This window comes from Rhodobacteraceae bacterium LMO-JJ12, assembly GCA_021555075.1.
Taxonomy (GTDB): domain Bacteria; phylum Pseudomonadota; class Alphaproteobacteria; order Rhodobacterales; family Rhodobacteraceae; genus JAKGBX01.
This window is the reverse complement of record JAKGBX010000005.1, coordinates 66,949-86,017: the sequence shown is the minus strand read 5'-3', so window position 1 is coordinate 86,017 and position 19,069 is coordinate 66,949. Positions and strand designations below refer to the sequence as shown.

The window sequence follows — 19,069 nt, the reverse complement described above, 5'->3', positions numbered from 1 at the left end:
TCAGATCCTCTGTCTCAGATCGGCGAGGATCTCTTCGGCGGGCGTGCCGTAGGGCCAGGAGTCCGCGAAGCCTGCTTGCGTGTCGAAAAGGAAAAGATGCGACGTGTGACCCATCGTGTATCCGCCCGGCGCAGTCGCCTGCTCGATCCGCTCAAAGAATATCGGAAAGGTTTCGGATGTCGCGGCGATCTGCTCCGGTGTACCGGTCAGCCCGATGATCCCTGCGTCGAACAGGGGCACATACTCGGCAAGTGCAGTCGGCGTATCCCGCTCCGGATCAATCGTTATGAAAATCGGCTGAACCATTGCTGCCTCATCGCCCAGGCCCTCCATCACGGCCGCGACTTCGGACAGTGTTGTCGGACAGACGTCGGGGCAATTGGTGAAGCCAAAGAAGACCAGCATCCAGCGCCCTGCGAAATCTTCGTCCGTTTGGACCATGCCGCGATGATCGGTCAGTTCGAAATCAGCAAGAAACGGTGGTTCACTCTCGGTGCGGGCAAGATCGGCACGGTAGTCGGACCATAGCAACAGCCAGATGAAAACGAACGCCGCCGCGCCCGCCAACACCCACAATACCTTCTGAAGACCTGAAAGCCTCACGCCGCTCCGCCCGAACCTGATTCTATATTTTGTGTGCGTTTACATCCTCTAGCTACTGTAGGTTCAAGCGTGATTGTCATCGATCGGCCAACAATCACCGATCTGTGAAACTCGGGTGGAGCTTGTGATGCGCACCGCATAAAGCTACACCCACTGTAGGTAATGTGGGGAGCGGAAATGCTGACGATTGGGACGCTGGCGAAGAAGACCGGAACAAAGGTGCAGACCATCCGGTATTACGAGCAGATCGGACTTATGCCTGAGCCCGGCAGGACCGAGGGGGGCCAACGACGCTATGGCGACGCCGAACTCGACCGCTTGTCATTCGTCCGGCACGCACGGCAACTGGGGTTCTCGTTGGACGCGATCCGTGAGCTCCTCGATCTCAGCGATCATCCGGGAAAGTCCTGCGCTGAGGCGGATGCAATAGCCCGTCGGCAACTCAAACAGGTCGAGCAACGATTGGCGCGGCTCGAGGCGCTGCGGACGGAATTGAAGCGGATGGTGCATGAGTGCAGCGGCGGACAGACTTCTGATTGCCGTGTGCTCGAGGTACTGCGCGACCATTCCGAATGCCTGACCGACCATGAAGAGATCGGCGCCTGAGCAATTTCGACGACCTTTGATCGGAACGCAAAAAGCCCGGTGTTAGTTACTCATTGGCAATTCACTAATTTGGATACCCGGCATGGCGGAGCAGAGAAACGCAACGGAAAGACGCACACTCTGGATCGTGCTGGGTCTCAACATCGGGCTGGCAGTCGCTTTCTTCGCCTCGGGCGCATTCGGCGAGTCAAGCGCGCTTATCGCCAATGGCCTCGACAATCTGTCGGACAGTTTCGTCTACGCGATCAGCCTCTTCGCGCTGTCCCGCTCCGCCAAGTGGAAGCGCGGAGCGGCGAACGTTTCGGGCGGCCTGCTGATCCTCTTCGCCCTTGGAATCCTGTATGACGCGTGGCGCCGCTACGTCGGCGGATCGGATCCTCTTGGCACGATCATGATTGTCATGGCGCTGGTAGCGGCGGCCATCAACGCACTTTGCGTCTGGCTGCTGGCACGGCTTCGCGATCCAGACGTAAACATCCGAGCGGCGAATACGTTCAGCTGGAACGACTTCGCGGCCAATCTCGGAATCGTCGTCGCAGGCGGGCTCGTAGCCTGGCTCGGAACGAATTGGCCGGACCTTGTCGTGGGCGTGATTGTCGCCGGCATCGCGGCCTGGGGTGGCGTCGGAATCCTGAGAGACGCGCATGGTGAACACCACAAGGCGGTGCACAATGACGATCAGGTAACCAAGGACTCGGCCTGAAATCGGGGCTTGAAGCTACAGTGACTGTAGCAACTACATATTCTCGTGAACGATTCGAGGAGGTATCCCGTGAACCCCGCCGACCCTCATTTGGCCAAAACCCGGCTGCTGGATTTTGACGCGACCTCAATTGCAAAACTGATCGAGGAGCGCGGCTGGGCAGACCTTCCCAGCGACGACCGAATTGGGGCCATCTACGATTTCGTCAGGAACGAGATTACCTTCGGCTACAACCGCGCCGACGACATTCCGGCGTCCGAGGTCCTCGCAGATGGCCACGGGCAGTGCAACACCAAGGGCACGCTCCTCATGGCCCTGCTGCGTGGCGTGGGAGTTCGCTGCCGACTGCACGGGTTCACAATCCACAAGGCGCTTCAGAGAGGCGTCGTTCCGGAACTCGTCTATCCCCTCGCGCCGTCCGAAATCCTCCACTCCTGGGTAGAGGTGGACTTGGGCGACGGATGGGTCAATCACCGCCAGAACTTCGGATTTGTGCGCGACTTGCTCTATCGCCACGTCATCCGTCACTGGATGAATGCCAGGGTTCGCCGCATCCGCCGCGGAATCTTGCCGCCGGTCCCCGGATTCGATCGGCCGAACCACCGCCATGAGGAGACGAACCGTGCCGCATGATCACGGCCACGCCCACATCGATCCTCAATCCGGTGATCGTCGCGTCTCCATCGCCATCTGGGCCAACGGCCTCCTGACGGTCGCGCAGATCGTCGGCGGGATCCTTTCCGGCAGCCTCGCGCTGATCGCGGATGCCCTCCACAATTTCTCGGACATGGCGTCGCTGGTGATCGCCTTCTTCGCGCGTAAGATCGCTCGCCGCCCGGCGGACAAGCGCATGACCTTCGGCTATGGGCGGGTAGAAATCGTCGCAGCGCTCATCAACTACACGACACTTATCCTGATCGGCTTCTACCTGATCTACGAGGGTGGCATGCGCATGATCGACCCACCAGAGGTACAGGGCTGGACGGTGGTGATCCTGGGCGGTGTGGCACTGGTCGTCGACACGTTGACGGCGCTGCTCACCTATTCGATGCAGAAAGGCAGCGTGAACATCCGTGCGCTCTTCCTGCACAACCTATCGGACGCTTTTGCCTCCGTGGCGGTCATCATCGGCGGCTCGCTCATCCTCCTCTACAACATGCGGTGGGTCGACCCGGCGATCACCATCGGCATCGCTCTCTACATCCTCTACCTCGCATTTACCGAGATCGGCGGTCCGATTCGGACGCTGATGCTCGGCAGTCCACCGGACATCGATAATGAAACCGTCGTTCAGGCGATGCGGGGTGTGGATGGTGTCGCGGACGTTCATCACGTGCATCTGTGGCAGATGCAGGAGCACGAGGCGGCTCTGGACTGCCACGTCGTGCTGACAGCGGACGGCTGGGGTCAAATCGAAAAGATCAAGGCCGCGATCAAGGACCGGCTGAAGGACGATTTCAGCATCGGTCATTCGAGTCTGGAATTTGAGCACGAAGACCGCGCACACGAAAACGCTGACCTTTACGGTCACGGCAAACCGGAAAAAGAGGAGGAAAACCATGTTCACCGAGACACTGACAGCTCATGACGACACGATTGGCCTCGCCTGCGAGGGCAAGCTCAGCGAAAGCGACCTGAAACGGATGCACGCCCTGCTTCATGAGCGCCTGCAAGAGACAAGTAAGCCCGGCCTGGTTCTCGATCTCACGAGGTTCGAAGGCTACGATGGGCCGTCCGCTCTGCTCGAAGATCTGAAAATCGACACAGCCCATAGGAATGACTTCCGCCGCGTCGCTGTGGTGGGCGAAGGGGCTTTGTTGGAGTGGGGAACCAGGTTCGCCGACGTGCTGACCACGGCAGAACTCCGTTAGTTCGACCCGGCGGAAATGAAGGCGGCAATCGCCTGGGCAAGTGAAAGGTAGAGTAGCTTTCAATCAGATGCCTTCGCAGAAGACAGCATCTGTTCGAAACCATAAACAAAAGAACTACAGCAGTTGCGAGACCCAAGAGCAATCCGAAAGTTCTGAACATGGTCGCTCCTTTCGCAAAGGAGTAACTTTGGTACGGTGGCACTGCCCTTGCCGGGGCATTATCAAATCGTAATGTTTTAGCGGCTCAGGGCGCCAGTTGGTTAACATAAACTTCATTATGCGAATTTATACTTAGCGTTGCGATAGTATATTATTGTATGTATGCTGAACTCCTATCACGGAGGCTCCACAGCATGCGCCATTTACTCAAGAAGCTCCTCCCCTCGGTCGCAGTCGCTTTGACCGTGACAGGTTCTTCGCTGCCAATACCCGCCCGCGCGCAGACATACCCGATCGATTGCGCGATCCTCTTGTGCCTGTCTGGCGGCTGGCCTGCTTCCGTCCCTTGCGCCCGAGCCCGCGCCGAATTTATCCGGCGGATTACACCTTGGCCGGTCGAACCACCGCTGCAAATCTGGCGCTGTCCCATGGGCGCCTCCTACGAGAACGATCGGTTACAAAACAACGCTGGCGGCATCTTTGAAGCCTTGTACCGAACCGACAGCCGTCGACCGCTTCAATCCTTGCCAGTAGATAATCTCGTTCCCACCGACCTCGCCCTGCGGCTCGTTCAGGACCGCGCGGACATCGATATCAGCGGGCCAGAGTTCAATTTCGTGCGGTCCATCCGCGTCTTCGATGTACGGTATGCACGACAGCACGAGTCCGGGCGCGATGGGGATTGTAACCGAAGCGCGACCGTGGTCCTCGGCACCTACGGGACCCAAGGCGATTTCTCATGGCAGCGATCTTCGATAACTGCCCTGCCCGAGGCCCATGTGGGACTTGAACGTTGGGGCGAGCATTGCCCTGGCATTTATCACCGATCCGTCTTCGTCGATTGGCGTGACTATGACGGCAACTACGGGTTCGAGCAGGTGAACTACTGACCTGCCGCTACGTAGATTTGTCATGGAAGACGGCTTCTTTGGCTTGCACGACCGCACCGCATACGCTTCGCGGTCCACATGCTGTTTGGCGTTTAGGCAAACACCGCGGGTTCGCTCTGTTCACCCGTCGTCGCTTCTTCCGATCCTCGTCAGCGCATCGAAGTCGATTTCTTGCTTCTGTTCGTCACTTATATCCGGCCGGGTTTCCGATACCGGCTGGGGCCCTTGGACGTCCCACATCACCGCATGTGAGCCTGTCCTCCAGCGATAAACCCAACCAACAACACTGCACCCATCGGTCCCGATCAGATTGGCGATCGCGACGCCCTCACCCTTATCTTCGTTCACTGTTTACTGGCTTCCTGCACTGCGGCGCTGCGAATTGCGGCGTGGGGTTGCAGAGCGTTCACTACGACCGCGCGCCGGGCTTCTTTGATGTTGGCTAACTGGTCCTCGATGAGGAAATGATCATCAGACCGGGAAAGTGGGTTCCCGTGTTCTCAACAATTCATTGGCTTCAAATCCTGTGGTCGGGCTCCGTGGCGGCTTCAACGATCGCCAGAACCTCGAACGGGTCAAAGCCGATGGCGCGCGCCAAGACGACCAGCTCGACAACGTCGACCCGGCGCTGGCCGCTCTCAAGGCGGGCAATAAGGGACTGGTGGCATCTGAGCCTGTCTGCCAGGTCTTTCTGACCAAGGCCCGCTTTGACACGGGCGTCGACCAACGCCTGACAGAGTGCCACTTGTCCCTTGCTTCTGATTGTCTTTGCCACGCGTCACATACCTTTTGTGACGTCGCTAGCGGATGAAATCTGTTATCTAAAAAGTAGATATATGAGGGTGTTATCGGCGTCTGGTTTCCATGGGCTGCAAGTCTGATGCTCCCGAGGTTGCCCATCAATCCCCTACCAATTGCAGGAACCGGCCATATTCCTCGCTGACTTCGCGCGCTTCCTCGAAGGCGCGGGCCCGTTCACCGTCGAGGCAACGGAAGTAGCTCTGGATATCCTGAATGTAATCTTCGAAGTCGCCGCGGATGATATCCGCATAGTCCCGCGCGGCCTGCGAATCGCTTGGCAGGAAAGGACGGGATGGCGCAAAGCAGGATTCCGCCAAAACCGGCCCAGGAACGCAGATCAGAAGGGCCATAGCTTGCAATGGGAGCAGGCATGTCAACCTTGGGTTTCTCAAACCTGTTATCTCCTTGATCGCGGACACTGGCCGTGACTAGTGTTTTGCGTAACCAAACTACAGCCAAAGCACGATATTACATCTTGCGGTTGATAATATACTATCGTAACTCTGGGCTTCAAGTAGGAATGCCTGGGGTCGCGCCATTGGAGAAAGCGTGAGCCGGGCCATGAACTGGGACATCGAAGCACCAAATGTGGTTACGGAAGCCAGGTTCCGCGAACTCGTGGAAAGCGGCTATAGCGCAGAAATCCTGTGCCAAGAGTCGGCACACAAGAAAGGCCCCAGCTATTACGGGGTCTGGATCATGCGTGTTGTCTCTGATGACGGGGTGGAAAAGCTCCTCGTCACCGCCCGCACGCGGACGACCTACAACGATATCAAGATCCGCGAGTTCAAGACGATCTCCGGCGTGGTGTCTTTCTTCATTGGCCTTGGTTTTGCGCATGTCGACCTGCCGCTTGAGGCGGGGACAAGCCGTACGCACAAATTTGCGCCGCCAGACAAAGCCCCATCAGACAAGGGCGCTGGCAGCTAACCTCGTCTGTCTCTGGCTGGTCGCAGCACCTGCCTCAGCGCAAATGGTCCTGGTCATGGAGAGCGACGGCTCCCTGACCCCGTCCCGCTCTCAGAGCAGCTTTGCTCGAAACTACAATGAAGGGATTGGTCAGAGTTCGGCCTCCGATGGGATCGCGATCTTCGGCGAGGTAGAGGCCGAGCAAGAGGGCGTCCAAGTCGCGGCCCTTGCCCGCCCGACTCCCCTGCCCCGCGCCGATGTCCTCTCCGGGATTCAGACCACGGCCTTGCGCTATGCCGGCCATCCCGGCCTGCGTCGCGCGGGGCTTTCCGTGACGGATTGGCTAGCTCTCTATCGAGCCAATATCGAGGTTGAGAGCGCCTACCGGCAGGATGCGATTTCAAGTGCAGGTGCCATTGGCCTTGGTCAATTGATGCCAGCGACGGCGCGTGATCTGGGCGTCGACCCGCGTGATCCGCTGCAGAACCTCGACGGCTCTGCCCGCTACCTCGCGATGATGCTGGAGCGCTTCGGCGATCCGCATCTGGCGCTGGCGGCCTACAACGCCGGTCCCGACGCCGTGCGCCAACACGGTGGCATTCCCCCTTACCGAGAAACCCAGAACCACGTGGCCCGTGTCATGGCCGTCGTGGCCCGATTGGAAGGATCAAATTCGTGAAACAGATTTCAAACCTCTTTGTCGCCTCGCTGGCGCTATTCCTGTTCATTGCCGAGCCCGCCCTTGCACAGAGCATCGATCTCTCCCCGATCCAGAGCTTGTTGCAGGGCATTGTCGATGCGCTGACCGGCCCTCTTGGTGTGGTCATCGCCACACTCGCGGTCCTCGGCGTTTTCTTGAGCTGGTTCTTCAACATCATCGACCTGCGCCAAGCGCTTTGGGTCCTCGTGGGCATCGCTGGTGTTGCCGCCGCTCCCACCATTGTTGCCGCGGTCTTCGCCGGTGGCTGAACGCTCGCCCCTCTTTCTGGGCCTCGTGCGCCCGCCGAAGCTTCTGGGCCTGCCCATCATGTACGCGATGGTTTGGCTCTTCGGCTCTGTGCTCTTGTTCGTCTGGGTCCAGCACATCGCGGTGCTGGGTTTCGCCGCCCTGCTCTATCCGGTGCTGTGGAAGGCCGCAGATTGGGACCCGCGTTTCATCGACGTGATGATGACGGCCCTGCAGGAGACACCGCCCACGCGCAACAGGTCCATCCATGGCGGGGACAGCTATGCCCCGTGATGACGCCCGTGGTGCTGCGCTCGATGCCCGCACAATGACGCCAGACTGGTATGCGCGCGAGACCCGCCTCGCGCATATGCTGCCCTATGTAAGCCTCGTCGACGACCAGACCGTGCGGACCCGGGTGAACGAACTCTTCCGCTGCATTCGGCTCGAGGGGATCAACAGCTACACGACCGACGATGCCTATCTCGACAAGGTGACGGCGCTTTTTGCCCGCATCGTCGCGCAGCTCGGGCCGGAATTCAGCTATTACGTCCACAAGGTCTCCAAGGCCATCAAACCTGATCTCGACCCGATCCGTGAGGACAGCTTCGCAGGCGAGGTGGACCGGCGCTGGCGCGCAAAACTCGAGACCAGCGGGCTGCGCGACAAGACGCTGACGCTCACCGTCATTCACCGTCCGCCCCCGAAAAGCCTCCTGCCGTTCCTGAGCCGCAGCGCGCCGGACCGACTGAAGGAGGAGACCCGCAAACGCCTGCAGCGCCTCGGTGAGGCCGTGAACGTCTTCCTCTCGGGGCTTACCGAGCTCAAGCCGCGCCTGCTGTCAGCAGGATCGGGAGAGTTGGTGGGATTTTTGGGCGCGCTGAACACGGGCACCGAGCTGCCGCTCTACCCGGCCAACACCTACGGCTTTCTGTCCTTCAACGTCGCCAATACCCGCGTGACGTTTCACGGCGACCATTTCGAGCTCTCCGAGGGCGTCGTGGGCCACCGCTACGGCAAGAGCTTCACCATCGGAGAATACTCGGAAGGCACCTCCTGCACCATGTTCGACATGCTGAACCTGCCAGTCGACATGATCGTGACGCACTCCTTCACGCCGATCAATTCGAACCTCATGGCGGGCCGCATCAAGCGGCAAAAGCGCCAGATGCAGGCGAGCCAGGACGCCGCCCTATCGCTTATGGAAGCGCTCGACATCGCCGCCGATGATCTGGAGGCCAAACGCCAGAGCTTCGGTGAGCACCACATGGTCGTGACGATCTTCTGCGAAACGCTCGAAGAGCTGCAGACGCTCAGCGCCGAGATCGTGAATGCCGCCGCGACCGAGGGCGTGAAAATGATCGGCGAGCGGGTCGCCGCAAAGGCCCATTACCTCAGCCAGCACCCCGGCAACCAGCCCAAGCGTGTCCGCGCGAGCGCCGTCACCAATCGCAACTTCGCGGATTTTGCGGCCTTCCACCGGACGCAGCTCGGCAAACCCGCAGCACTTACCCCTTGGGGCCGGGTCGTCACTTATTTGCCCACGCCGGAGCAGAGCGCCTACCGGTTTTCCTACCACGAGCAGGGCAGCCCGGACAAAGAACCGACCAGCGGGCATACCCTGATCATGGGTCGGCCCGGGTCGGGCAAATCGGTGCTGTCCGCCTTTCTGATGACGCAAGCCCGTCGCGCAGGCGCGCGGATCTTCGTCTTCGATTACCGTCTTGGTATGGAGATGGCGGTCCGCGCCAATGGCGGGCGCTACGCGTCCCTGAACGCCGGTCAGCCCACGGGCCTCAACCCGCTCTGGACCGAGACCGATGCGCGCGGCACCGCCTGGCTCTCGGACTGGCTTGCCACCCTGCTCTACCGCGCCGACAAGCCGCTCACTCCTGCCCAGACCAATCGCATCCAGGAAGTCGTGCGCCAGAACGCGCAGGCCACAAACCCGGCCCTGCGGAACTGGCGGGATTTCGCATCGCTTTTTGTGTCCACCGACGATGGCGGCGATCTGCACCAGCGCCTGCTCGAATGGACCGAGGACGGCCGCTATGGCTGGATCTTCGGGCAGAGCCTCGAGGACACGTTCTCGCTCAAGGGCGATGTGGTGGGCTTCGATCTGACCGGCATTCTCGACAGCGAGGCCGACAAGGAACGGATGGCGGTCCTGTCCTATCTCTTCCGCCGGGTCGAGCGCGAAATCGAGGACCGCCGCCCCACCATCATCGTGATCGACGAGGCCTGGAAGGCCCTCGATAACGCGTATTTCGCCGAGCGGCTGTCGAACTGGCTGGTGACAGCGCGCAAACAGAACACGGTCGCGGTGATGATGACGCAATACGCAAGCCAGCTCGAGCGCACCCGGACCGGCAAGACCATCATCGAGGCGGTGCCGACGCAGATCCTGCTCCCCAATATCCGCGCGCAGCCAGCGGACTACGCCATGCTGAACCTCACGGAGAAGGAGCTCGATGTCCTTCTCAACACGGGCAGCAACAGCCGCTTGGCGCTGATCCGCGACGATCAGGGCTCGATCGTCGTCGATGCCGATCTGAGCGCGCTTGGACCCAATCTCACCATCCTTGGCGGCATGGAAAAGGGCGAAGCGCTTGTCGGCGCCGATTACCGCGACCGCCCTGATTTCTGGAGGCTTTCATGACCCGTATTTTGATGTTCGTTGCCGCGCTCGGTGCGTTGGCCTCCTGTGCCCAGTACCAGGAACCGCAGGCCAATTGCTTCACCTTCCTCGCCTCCACGACAGCCATCTCGCCTGATTGCACCTTCACGCCCCTTGGCGCACCGGAGGGCGACATTGAAGTCTAGCCTGCCTCATATCCTGGCCCTTTGCCTGCTGCCCGGTCTCGCTTTGTCTCAAGGCGTGCCGACCAATGACAGTGGGCTGACCGCGCGTGACATCGTCGAGACTGGCGATCGCGAGGCTGACTTGGCCGTTCAGGCCGACAAGCTTGCCGTGCGCGAACTCATTGCCGAGATCGAACGGGAGCAGCTGGAAACCCTGCAACGCATCCTCGATGCCCAGACCAGCTTCGGCGGTCAGGGCTTGCCGGCTATGGTCTCGGGGCTGGAAAGCGGCAGCGGGGATCCGGCCCGGTCAGTCGAGGCGGTCTATGGCAATGCCGACATCGACCCCAATCCCGGCGGTGCGCAGATGTTCGGGGATGCGGCGGAAAACATCGAGCAGCTCATTATCCGCGTGGCTCAGGAGACCAGCGGCTTTGCCGGCGTTGGCCGCGCGGGCCTCTCCCCGGTCCAATGGCGCGCACTCCTACAGGCGCTGATCTGGCAGGAAAGCCGTTTCACCATCGGTGCACGCTCTCCCGTCGGCGCCTTTGGCCTCACCCAGATCATGCCCGGTACCGCCAGCGATCTGGGCATCAATCCGGAATACTATGACAGCCCCTACCTGCAGGTGCATGGCGGTGCACGCTATCTCGCGACACAGCTCAACACCTTCGACGGCAATATCATCAATGCGCTCGCGGCCTATAACGCGGGACCCGGCCGGGTTTTCGAGTATGGCGGCGTGCCACCCTTTCGCGAGACCCAGCACTACGTCCAGGTGATCCCCGAACGCTATAACCTCTATTTGACCCGTATCGGCGGGATCGAAGCGCTTGGCACGATCGACCCCGCGCTTCTGGCCAATGCCAACCTCTCGCTCACTGGGCACGGCGCGGCCTTCTATGGCAACAACTCACCCGCCGCGATCAGGCAAGCCGCCCTACGTATTGCGGATATCGTCGAACGGATTTCCGAGACCGAGGATGTGCAGGAGAGCGTTGCGCTCAACACTTATGCCCGCGCCGAACTCGTGCGTCTCGTGGCCGCCCGCATCCGGCTTCAGGCCGCCCGCACCCGCGTGCTCTCCGCCGAAGAGCTGGCCCAGGCCAGCGCCCGCATGGCCGAAGGCGCGTTCATGGATTTTACGATCAGGGAGATTGAATGATGGGACATCTGCTCTTGAGGACAGCTTTGGCCACGACACTTGGGGTTGGTCTGCATCTTGGCGCCCTATCCCCCGTCCTCGCGCAAGGCGTGCCCGTCGTCGATACCCAGAACATCGCGCAAAACATCCAGCAGCTGCGGCAGATGATCGAGGACGAGATCTTGCAAAACGAGCAGCTGACGCAGCTCCGCGAACAGCTCGGCCTTCTCACGGACCAACTCGCGGAGCTGCAAAGAACCTACGAGGCCCTCACCCGCCTCGCCGAACTGCCGGAGATCATCCGGACGGAAATGGAAGACGAGTTGAATGGTCTGCTCGACCAGGAGTTCGGCGACATCCTCGCCACGATTGAGGCGATCAAGACTGGGGATTTCTCCGGCCTGTCCGGTTCTGGCGCAGGCGAGATCGAAACACAGATGGACCGGGTGCTGGCCGATCTCGGATTTGACGATGACACCCTCTCGGAAATGGCCACCAGCGGCAATCCCGGGGCCAACCGCGTGGCGACGCAGGCCACCACCGGTGCCCTTGTCTCGGCCGCCGCCCAGAACAGCTATGAGGATGCCGGCCAATCGCTCGAGCGGGTGGACCGCCTTGTCGGGCTCATCGACGACATGGATGAGCTGAAGGAAAGCGTCGATCTCAACACCCGCGTCACGGCGGAACTGGCCATCGCGCTGGTCGCCATGTGGCAGCTCGAAGCGGTGCAGACCGTGGGCGATGGCACAGGCGGCGTGATCGATGCCGCCACCATCGCCGAAGAGCAGCGCTTCATGGACTTTACGCTGCCGGACCTGCGCGCAGACTGATTTGAGGCATGACGCGTGGCGAGTGAACAGGAAATCATCGAAGAAGAGCTGGTCTATGGTGCTCTGCGCCGTGAACGCCTCTGGCAGCGCCTTGGGCTCATCGGGCTCATCTTCGGCATTCTCGGATGCCTGAGCGCGGCGGCTGTCGCGATCCTCGATGTCGATCCGCCGCCTGTGGTCGTGCCCTATGATCCCGCCACCGGCTTTGCCCTGCCCGAGGCTTCGGTGGGCGCGACGTCTGTCACAGCCAACCAGGCGATCATCGAGGCGGAGGTCTTCCGCTATGTGACCGACCGGGAGATCTACAATCAGCTCGATAACGATCTGCGCATCCGCAGCGTCCTGCGCCGCTCGGACGGGGCCGCCGAGAGCAGGCTGCGCCAGATCTGGAACAGCGCCAACGAGAACTACCCGCCGACCGTCTATGGCCCCAACGCCAGGCTCGACGTGGAAATCCTCAGCATCAACCGGATCGGATCCAACCGCGCCACTGTGCGCTTGCGCAAGCGGCTGACCTCCATCAACGGCACCCAGACCGGGCTCTTCACCGCCACGCTTCTCTTCGAGTTCCGCCCCGAAACCCGTCGCTCCATCGATGAGGTCTGGACCAATCCCTTCGGCTTCACCGTCCTCGAATATTCCATCCGCTCCGACAGATTGGAGAATTAGTTTGATCAATAGGGTCTTTGTTGCTGCCATGTTTGTCTTGCTGCCCAGCCTTGCCTTTGCCGAAGCCATCCCGCGCGGTGGCCCAAATGACAGCCGCGTGCGCTTGGCCACCTACCAGGAGGGTCAGGTCTACCGTCTCAGCGTGTCGCTCACCCATGTGACCACCATCGAGTTCGGCGAGGGCGAAAGCATCCGCTCAATCATCGCGGGCGACACCGAGGGCTTCGAGATCGACGGCGTCCCGGGCGGTCAGGCCTTCGCGATCAAGCCTGTGGCGCGCGGGGTGCATACCAATGTGACAGTCTATACGAACCGCCGGAGCTACTACTTCAACGTCCAGGAGGTCCGCAGCCCAACCTTCTACGTGGTGCAGTTCCGCTATCCGGACGACGCTGCGCGCCCGACCCGGGCCATCGCGGCCCAAGCGCCGAACTACAACTACGGTGCCAGCGCGCGGACCGAGTTCACGCCAACGCGCATCTGGGATGACGGGACGTTCACGTATTTCGCGTTTCCGCGGAACGCACCTGTGCCAGCGATCTTCCGCTACGCGGGCGGCCGCGAGCGCACGGTCAACACGCAAACCCCTGAAGACGGCGTGATCCGCGTCAGCGGCGTAAACCGCCAATGGGTTCTGCGACTTGGCGAAGAGGTGGTCTGCATCGAGGCGATCCCGCCCGCGGAGGCCGCCTCATGAGCGATACCGGGAACACCGAGCTGGAAAAACGCCTCGCCGCCCTGGAGAAAGGCAGTGCCCGCGCCCCCATAGCGGCGCAGCGCCGGTCGCCCCTTCTCGCGCTGGTCGTGGTCCTCGTCATCGGCGCAGGTGGTGCCCTGCTTTATCTCCTCTCACAGCCCGACGAAGAGGAAGCCTTGCCGACGGCCACCCCAGACGTCTTCCAAAACGAGGGGGACGGCTTTGGCGCCATCGAGACCTTGCCCCCGCCCGAGCCCGAGGTTGTGTTCGTCGGACCAGACCCCGTTGAGCCCAATGCCGAGCTTCTGGCGCAGATCACCGCCCTGCAGGCCCAGATCGAGGAGTTGCGCAACGCCCCTGAACCGGTCGTCGAGGAAGACACCGCCGCCGCAGAGGCGATCGACGCGCTGACCGCTAAGATCGCGGCACTACAAGCCGCGTCGGAAACCGCGCAACAGCAGTTTCGCGATGAGCTCACGGCGCGCGACCGCGAACTGGAGCAACTCCGCATGGACCTTGAGCTCGCGCAGCTTGAGGCCAACCGGCCCCTTCCGGCACCCATCGGGCCCACCGAGGACGAGTTACGCGCGCGGGAAGAAGAGCGGCTCCGGCGCGAGGAAGAAGCAAGACGGCTCGCGGAACTTGAACGCCGCGCCGCGGAGGAACGCGCCTTCCAGGAGCGGCGCATCGCCTCGCCGACCATCGCTTTTGGCGGTGCCTCCGGAGCGAATGAAACGGCTCTGACCGAACGCACTTTTGGCGAGGTGACGGATTTCGTGCTGAACGGGGCGCTGCCCTCTACCGTGACGCAGGCCGAGGTGATCGCCAATCCCTCCAACACGATTCTACAGGGCACCATGATCCAGGCCGTCATGGAAACTGCCCTTGACAGCTCCCTGCCCGGCCAGACCCGTGCCGTGGTGTCCGAGGATGTCTACAGCGTCGATGGCGCGCGCCTCTTGATCCCCCGCGGATCCCGTCTCATCGGGCGCTACCGCGCTGGCGTCGATATCGCGCAGCGCCGGGTCACCATCGCCTGGGACCGGATCATCCTGCCCGCGGGCCAGACCGTCCAGATCAGCTCCTTCGGAGGTGATGAACTGGGCCGTTCTGGCGTCACCGGTTTCGTGGACACACGCTTCGCCGAGCGTTTCGGGTCGGCCGCCCTGATCTCGCTGATCTCAGCAGCACCCAGTGCTGCCGCCTCCGAAGTCCAGGATGAGACTGCCGCCGACGCTCTCGAAGACGTTGGCGATGATCTGGCAGATGCCACGGACAGCGTCATAGGCGATTACCTCTCCATCGGCCCCGTCATCTATGTCGACCAGGGCGCCCGCGTCACGGTCATGGTCGACCGCGATCTGGAGATATTCTGAGCCCATGTCGCTGAGCTATCTCGAAACCTCGCTCGACCGGATCGACGCCGCCGCTCGCGACGATGTCATCGAGATCTGCATCAACCCTGATGGCACCTGCTGGGGCGAATTCCAGGGCGATCACTTCATGCGGAGGCTGGACCAGGCGTTGACCGCAACAGAAGTGAAGGACCTCGGCAACCAGATCGCCTCTTCCGCCAACACAACGATGAGCAAGGACCGCCCGATCGTCTCGGTCTCGATCACCTACAAGGGGCGCCCGATCCGCGCACAGGTCATCACCCCGCCTGCCGTGCTCTCGGCCATGTCGATCAGCCTTCGGTTCTTCTCAAGCCTGCCGCTTGACGGGATTGCGCTTGATTTCCTTTTTGGCAAGGAACGCAAGCTTGAAGAACTCCGCCTCGAGAAAACCCACGAACTGCGCGAAGTGGTGGCCGCGGGCGTGATCGACGATGCGCTGGCCTTTTGCGTCGACAACAAGCTTAACATGATCGTCTCTGGCGGCACCTCCACCGGCAAGACCGTGGCTGCACGCAAGATCCTCTCGCACGTGCCATCCGAGGAACGCATCGTCACCATCGAGGAAGCCGCCGAGCTTCTGCCGACCCAGCCCAATGCCGTGACCCTCATCGCCAATCGCGATGCGGAGTTCCAGACCGCCGATGTGCTGCTCACCGCAACGTTGCGCATGCGCCCCGACCGGATCATCCTGGGCGAGGTGCGCGGCAAGGAAGCCATGACCTTCCTCGAGGCGATCAACACTGGCCATGGCGGCTCAATGACCACGCTGCACGCAGAAACCCCGCAACTTGCCGTGCAGCGTCTGGCCATCGCCGCACTCAAGACCGAGATCCCGATGACCTATGCCGACATGATCCAGTACATCGAGAACTCCATCGACGTAATCATCCAGGCCGGTCGCCATGATGGCAAACGCGGCATCACCGAATTCTACCTCCCCGGCACCAATGAGATCGGAGCTTCCCAATGAAAACCTTTGAATACGATATCCTGTCCTTTCCGGTGAAGAAGCAAAAGGACTACGACGAGGTGCGACGTGCTTTGAATGAGCGCGGCGCGGAAGGGTGGGAGGTTATCACCGCCGAAGCCGGCGACTACGGCTACACCACTTTCTTGAAGCGTGAGACTGGTACAATGAAGGCGGCATCGGAATGACACGGGCTATCGCAGTCGCTGGCCTGCTCTTGATCTTTGGCACAACTGCTGGCGTAGCCGAGCGGAACCTGATCCCGACGCTCGACAACCACCCAAATGTTTGCCCAGACCAGCCACCTGAGCCGAAGTGGATGCAGAACATCAATGTGCGCGAATCCTATAAGCGCCTTTTAATCCAACAGATATATCGGGCTCAAAGCATGGAGCGCGTCGTAGAATCGCAAAACTGCGACTGTCCCACGCGGTATCCATCTTGGGCAGCAGCCGAACGCGTATACATCGAGCATTTCGCCGCATCTGAATACTGGGACATCGTGGAAGCGACTTCCGCATACCGACGCCAAGCAAATGAGCTTCGACGCGAAGCCATGCCTATCTGCGAAGCCACCGGAAACTGGTAGGTCTCCATGAGTGTCGTCACCTATTTCGTGGAAACCGCTGAAGGCTATCTCAATACCGCTGCCGAGACGCAATTCGGCGCGGTCGCCGCAACGGTCGGCACGTTGCTGGTTCTGGGAACAACACTAGTTGTCATTCTGGTCTTCATCAACATGATCTACCAGTATCGCGCCATGGACGGCCGAACTGCCTTTTGGCTGGCCGTGAAGGTCGGACTTATAGGGGTCTTCGCGGCCAACTGGGTCCAGTTCAATGCGCTTGCCTCAGCAATACTGAACGGAATTGACAGCATTGCCGGCGCCCTTGTGGCTTCTGTCGGCGGCGGATCACCTGGTCCGTCCGGTACCTTTGCAGAGGAATTTGACGAACTGATTGCAGCGCTAGGGGATTATCTGAATGCTGCGGGATCTGAGCTGAACTGGATGGCGGGTGCCTTGCTTGACACACTTGGGGTTCTGCTGCTCTCGATTCTTGGCGGGTTGGCGGCATTTATTGTTGTGGCGTCCCGGCTCATGATCGCTCTGCTAATTGGCATTGCGCCAGTGATGATCTTCTTGACCCTGTTCGAGGTGACCAAGGATTATTTCGCACGCTGGCTTTCGGCACTGATTTCCTTCGCGATATACCCGATCGTCGTTGCCGGCGTGTTCGCGACCATCACGGGTGTCTCGCGTGCGCTTCTTGCTAAGCTGGGCGACCCGGAAGGCGCCTCCAACATCGGTGCGCTCATTCCGTTCTTCATGATGGTGCTGATGGCAAAGGGATTCATCATAGCAACGCCATTCCTGGTTCGGGCGATTTCTGGAAACATCATGATGCCAGCACTCTCGGCCGGATTCGGGGGAAGCTATGCCTTTGCCCGAGGACTCGCAGGCAGCCAACAAGTCTACAACCGGTACGCCATCGGAGGTGCGACTGGCGCGGAATACGCAGCTCTGCGGGCGCGACAATTCTTTGGTGTGCAAGCGTTGCCAAGCCGACCCAATACTGCGGGAGGGCCAACCGCTGCTGCTCCCGGCGACGGGACCGGCGCAGGAGCCCGGATGCTGGCACAGCTTTCAAGGTTGGGACGCCTTGGCAAGCGGTGATGGCGCGAAACGAAGTGGACATCTGCGCATCCCATCAACGCAGCGGCGCAGGTTTTTAAAGCAGACCATAGTCATTAATGGAATTTTGGCGATGCCTATTGCGGGACACAACATGTTGTTGAAAGGCTATCCTCGATCAACTATGTTAAGAACAAAGCGTAAACTTGTTCGATTCGGTGGGAGGCGCGTCACTCAGGTTTTCCAAGCTAAGGAGCAGTACTGATGAGCGTCGAAACTTCGCATTTCAAAGTCGCCAATGGTGACATGAGCCTAATCAAAACACAGAGTGGCCGTTATATTCTCGTAGACATAAATATTAGTGCCTCTGCTGATGACAAAGATGAGGATGTGCCTGATGTTGGAGCACAGCTTCGCAAAGCGCTTGACCGTGACAGCGACGGACGTCTGTTTATCGATGCATTCTTGCTGACGCATCCGGACATGGATCACTGCTCTGGACTGCAGAACCATTTTCATCTCGGCAAAATTGAGGATTGGTCGCCCGAAGACGACAAGATCGTAATTCGCGAGATGTGGTCTTCCCCAATTGTTTTTAGACGTGCCAGCAGTACCAACAAGCTTTGCGCTGACGCAAAGGCTTGGGCGACAGAAGCGCGCCGGCGCGTTGAAATGTTCCGCCAGGACAAAGATATCGAAGACGGAAGCAGAATTTTGATCCTGAGCGAGGATGCGGACGGCAAGACGGATGATTTGGCCGACATTCTGATCAAAACGGGCGAGACATTTTCCGAGATTTGCGGCGTAGCAGATGACAGTTTCAAGGCGGTCTTGTTGGCTCCGCTGCCGGTCACGGACGATGAAGACGAAGAAGAGTTGCTCAGCAAGAACAACTCTAGTGTCATCACTCAGTTTACGCTTGCGAAAGATGATACCGAAAACGCCGCCCAGTACCTGTTTGGTGGTGACGCCGAAGTGGCGATTTGGGAGAAAATTTGGGCAGAGTATTCTGAAACTCCCGAGGTTCTTGCATATGATGTCTTGATCGCGCCCCATCATTGTTCCTGGCGGTCACTGTCGCACGACAGCTGGTCCAAAAAGGGAAAAGATGCGGTAGTTTCTGAAGATGCCCGATCAGCTCTTTCGCAAGCAAACGGCGGTGCAATAATCCTGGCGAGCAGTAAGAGTGTTATAGACGACGACAACGATCCGCCCTGTATCCGCGCAAAGGAAGAATATGAAGCCATTCTGAGCGAAGCGGAAATCAATGGGGAGTTCCGGTGTTTAGAGGACGAAAAAGGTGACAAGCCGCTAAAGATGGAAATCACCGAACATGGTCCAAAAGTCGCCTCCCTGAAAATGGCAGCCGCGATCTCTTCATCGTCCGCTCTTGGAGTCGAGGCACATGCTCATGGTTGTGGGTCAGACTTGGCATGAGTCAG

At 60.1% G+C, this 19,069-nt stretch carries 24 protein-coding genes; 21 read left to right on the top strand and 3 right to left on the bottom strand.

What is annotated here, in order from left to right; genetic code table 11:
- A complete protein-coding gene (locus tag LZG00_20560) occupies positions 1 to 567 on the bottom strand; it encodes an SCO family protein (GenBank protein ID MCF3596384.1) in 567 nt (188 codons plus the stop codon).
- 213 nt (positions 568 to 780) lie between these two features.
- Here LZG00_20560 and LZG00_20555 point away from each other — a divergent pair, with 213 nt between their 5' ends.
- From LZG00_20555 to LZG00_20530, 6 genes are all read left to right on the top strand, one after another.
- Entirely contained in the window at positions 781 to 1,209 is a 429-nt protein-coding gene (locus LZG00_20555; protein MCF3596383.1) for a helix-turn-helix domain-containing protein, read from the top strand.
- Between the two features lie 82 nt (positions 1,210 to 1,291).
- On the top strand, positions 1,292 to 1,912 hold the full coding sequence (locus LZG00_20550) for a cation transporter (protein ID MCF3596382.1): 621 nt from the start codon (positions 1,292 to 1,294) through the stop codon (positions 1,910 to 1,912).
- Between the two features lie 69 nt (positions 1,913 to 1,981).
- A complete protein-coding gene (locus LZG00_20545; protein MCF3596381.1) occupies positions 1,982 to 2,545 on the top strand; it encodes a transglutaminase-like domain-containing protein in 564 nt (187 codons plus the stop codon).
- The gene (locus LZG00_20540; protein ID MCF3596380.1) at positions 2,535 to 3,500 is read left to right on the top strand and encodes a cation diffusion facilitator family transporter; all 966 of its coding nucleotides are present in this window, start codon (positions 2,535 to 2,537) and stop codon (positions 3,498 to 3,500) included. Before LZG00_20545 ends, LZG00_20540 begins: the two co-directional genes overlap by 11 nt.
- Entirely contained in the window at positions 3,472 to 3,783 is a 312-nt protein-coding gene (locus LZG00_20535; protein ID MCF3596379.1) for an STAS/SEC14 domain-containing protein, read from the top strand. The genes LZG00_20540 and LZG00_20535 overlap by 29 nt, the downstream gene beginning before the upstream one ends.
- Positions 3,784 to 4,136: 353 nt before the next feature.
- Positions 4,137 to 4,832, top strand: coding sequence for a hypothetical protein (locus tag LZG00_20530; GenBank protein ID MCF3596378.1), 696 nt, complete (start codon positions 4,137 to 4,139; stop codon positions 4,830 to 4,832).
- Between the two features lie 517 nt (positions 4,833 to 5,349).
- On the opposite strand, the gene LZG00_20525 is transcribed toward LZG00_20530, so the two are convergent.
- Positions 5,350 to 5,607, bottom strand: coding sequence for a helix-turn-helix transcriptional regulator (locus LZG00_20525; GenBank protein MCF3596377.1), 258 nt, complete (start codon positions 5,605 to 5,607; stop codon positions 5,350 to 5,352).
- A 124-nt stretch (positions 5,608 to 5,731) separates the two neighbouring features.
- Positions 5,732 to 5,983 (bottom strand): hypothetical protein, encoded by a 252-nt coding sequence (locus tag LZG00_20520; protein MCF3596376.1) that lies wholly within the window; start codon positions 5,981 to 5,983, stop codon positions 5,732 to 5,734.
- A gap of 211 nt (positions 5,984 to 6,194) precedes the next feature.
- Between LZG00_20520 and LZG00_20515 the strand changes: the two genes are divergently transcribed.
- From LZG00_20515 to LZG00_20445, 15 genes are all read left to right on the top strand, one after another.
- The gene (locus LZG00_20515) at positions 6,195 to 6,563 is read left to right on the top strand and encodes a hypothetical protein (protein MCF3596375.1); all 369 of its coding nucleotides are present in this window, start codon (positions 6,195 to 6,197) and stop codon (positions 6,561 to 6,563) included.
- A 43-nt stretch (positions 6,564 to 6,606) separates the two neighbouring features.
- Positions 6,607 to 7,221: a lytic transglycosylase domain-containing protein gene (locus LZG00_20510; protein MCF3596374.1), complete on the top strand. Its 615-nt coding sequence runs from the start codon at positions 6,607 to 6,609 to the stop codon at positions 7,219 to 7,221.
- A complete protein-coding gene (locus LZG00_20505) occupies positions 7,218 to 7,511 on the top strand; it encodes a TrbC/VirB2 family protein (GenBank protein MCF3596373.1) in 294 nt (97 codons plus the stop codon). The genes LZG00_20510 and LZG00_20505 overlap by 4 nt, the downstream gene beginning before the upstream one ends.
- Positions 7,504 to 7,782, top strand: coding sequence for a VirB3 family type IV secretion system protein (locus LZG00_20500; GenBank protein ID MCF3596372.1), 279 nt, complete (start codon positions 7,504 to 7,506; stop codon positions 7,780 to 7,782). The genes LZG00_20505 and LZG00_20500 overlap by 8 nt, the downstream gene beginning before the upstream one ends.
- Positions 7,772 to 10,147, top strand: a complete 2,376-nt coding sequence (locus LZG00_20495; protein ID MCF3596371.1) for a type IV secretion system DNA-binding domain-containing protein — start codon at positions 7,772 to 7,774, stop codon at positions 10,145 to 10,147. Before LZG00_20500 ends, LZG00_20495 begins: the two co-directional genes overlap by 11 nt.
- A complete protein-coding gene (locus LZG00_20490; protein ID MCF3596370.1) occupies positions 10,144 to 10,311 on the top strand; it encodes a hypothetical protein in 168 nt (55 codons plus the stop codon). Before LZG00_20495 ends, LZG00_20490 begins: the two co-directional genes overlap by 4 nt.
- Positions 10,301 to 11,455, top strand: coding sequence for a lytic transglycosylase domain-containing protein (locus LZG00_20485; GenBank protein ID MCF3596369.1), 1,155 nt, complete (start codon positions 10,301 to 10,303; stop codon positions 11,453 to 11,455). The genes LZG00_20490 and LZG00_20485 overlap by 11 nt, the downstream gene beginning before the upstream one ends.
- Entirely contained in the window at positions 11,455 to 12,264 is an 810-nt protein-coding gene (locus tag LZG00_20480; GenBank protein ID MCF3596368.1) for a type IV secretion system protein, read from the top strand. Before LZG00_20485 ends, LZG00_20480 begins: the two co-directional genes overlap by 1 nt.
- A 15-nt stretch (positions 12,265 to 12,279) precedes the next feature.
- The gene (locus tag LZG00_20475) at positions 12,280 to 12,933 is read left to right on the top strand and encodes a type IV secretion system protein (protein MCF3596367.1); all 654 of its coding nucleotides are present in this window, start codon (positions 12,280 to 12,282) and stop codon (positions 12,931 to 12,933) included.
- Between the two features lie 28 nt (positions 12,934 to 12,961).
- The gene (locus LZG00_20470) at positions 12,962 to 13,630 is read left to right on the top strand and encodes a TrbG/VirB9 family P-type conjugative transfer protein (GenBank protein MCF3596366.1); all 669 of its coding nucleotides are present in this window, start codon (positions 12,962 to 12,964) and stop codon (positions 13,628 to 13,630) included.
- Positions 13,627 to 15,006, top strand: a complete 1,380-nt coding sequence (locus tag LZG00_20465) for a conjugal transfer protein (GenBank protein ID MCF3596365.1) — start codon at positions 13,627 to 13,629, stop codon at positions 15,004 to 15,006. Before LZG00_20470 ends, LZG00_20465 begins: the two co-directional genes overlap by 4 nt.
- Positions 15,007 to 15,010: 4 nt before the next feature.
- Positions 15,011 to 15,997: a Flp pilus assembly complex ATPase component TadA gene (gene tadA / locus LZG00_20460; protein MCF3596364.1), complete on the top strand. Its 987-nt coding sequence runs from the start codon at positions 15,011 to 15,013 to the stop codon at positions 15,995 to 15,997.
- Positions 15,994 to 16,182 (top strand): hypothetical protein, encoded by a 189-nt coding sequence (locus tag LZG00_20455; protein ID MCF3596363.1) that lies wholly within the window; start codon positions 15,994 to 15,996, stop codon positions 16,180 to 16,182. Before tadA ends, LZG00_20455 begins: the two co-directional genes overlap by 4 nt.
- 407 nt (positions 16,183 to 16,589) lie before the next feature.
- Positions 16,590 to 17,669: a type IV secretion system protein gene (locus tag LZG00_20450; protein MCF3596362.1), complete on the top strand. Its 1,080-nt coding sequence runs from the start codon at positions 16,590 to 16,592 to the stop codon at positions 17,667 to 17,669.
- Between the two features lie 222 nt (positions 17,670 to 17,891).
- On the top strand, positions 17,892 to 19,064 hold the full coding sequence (locus LZG00_20445; protein ID MCF3596361.1) for a metallohydrolase: 1,173 nt from the start codon (positions 17,892 to 17,894) through the stop codon (positions 19,062 to 19,064).
- Positions 19,065 to 19,069: the final 5 nt, after the last annotated feature.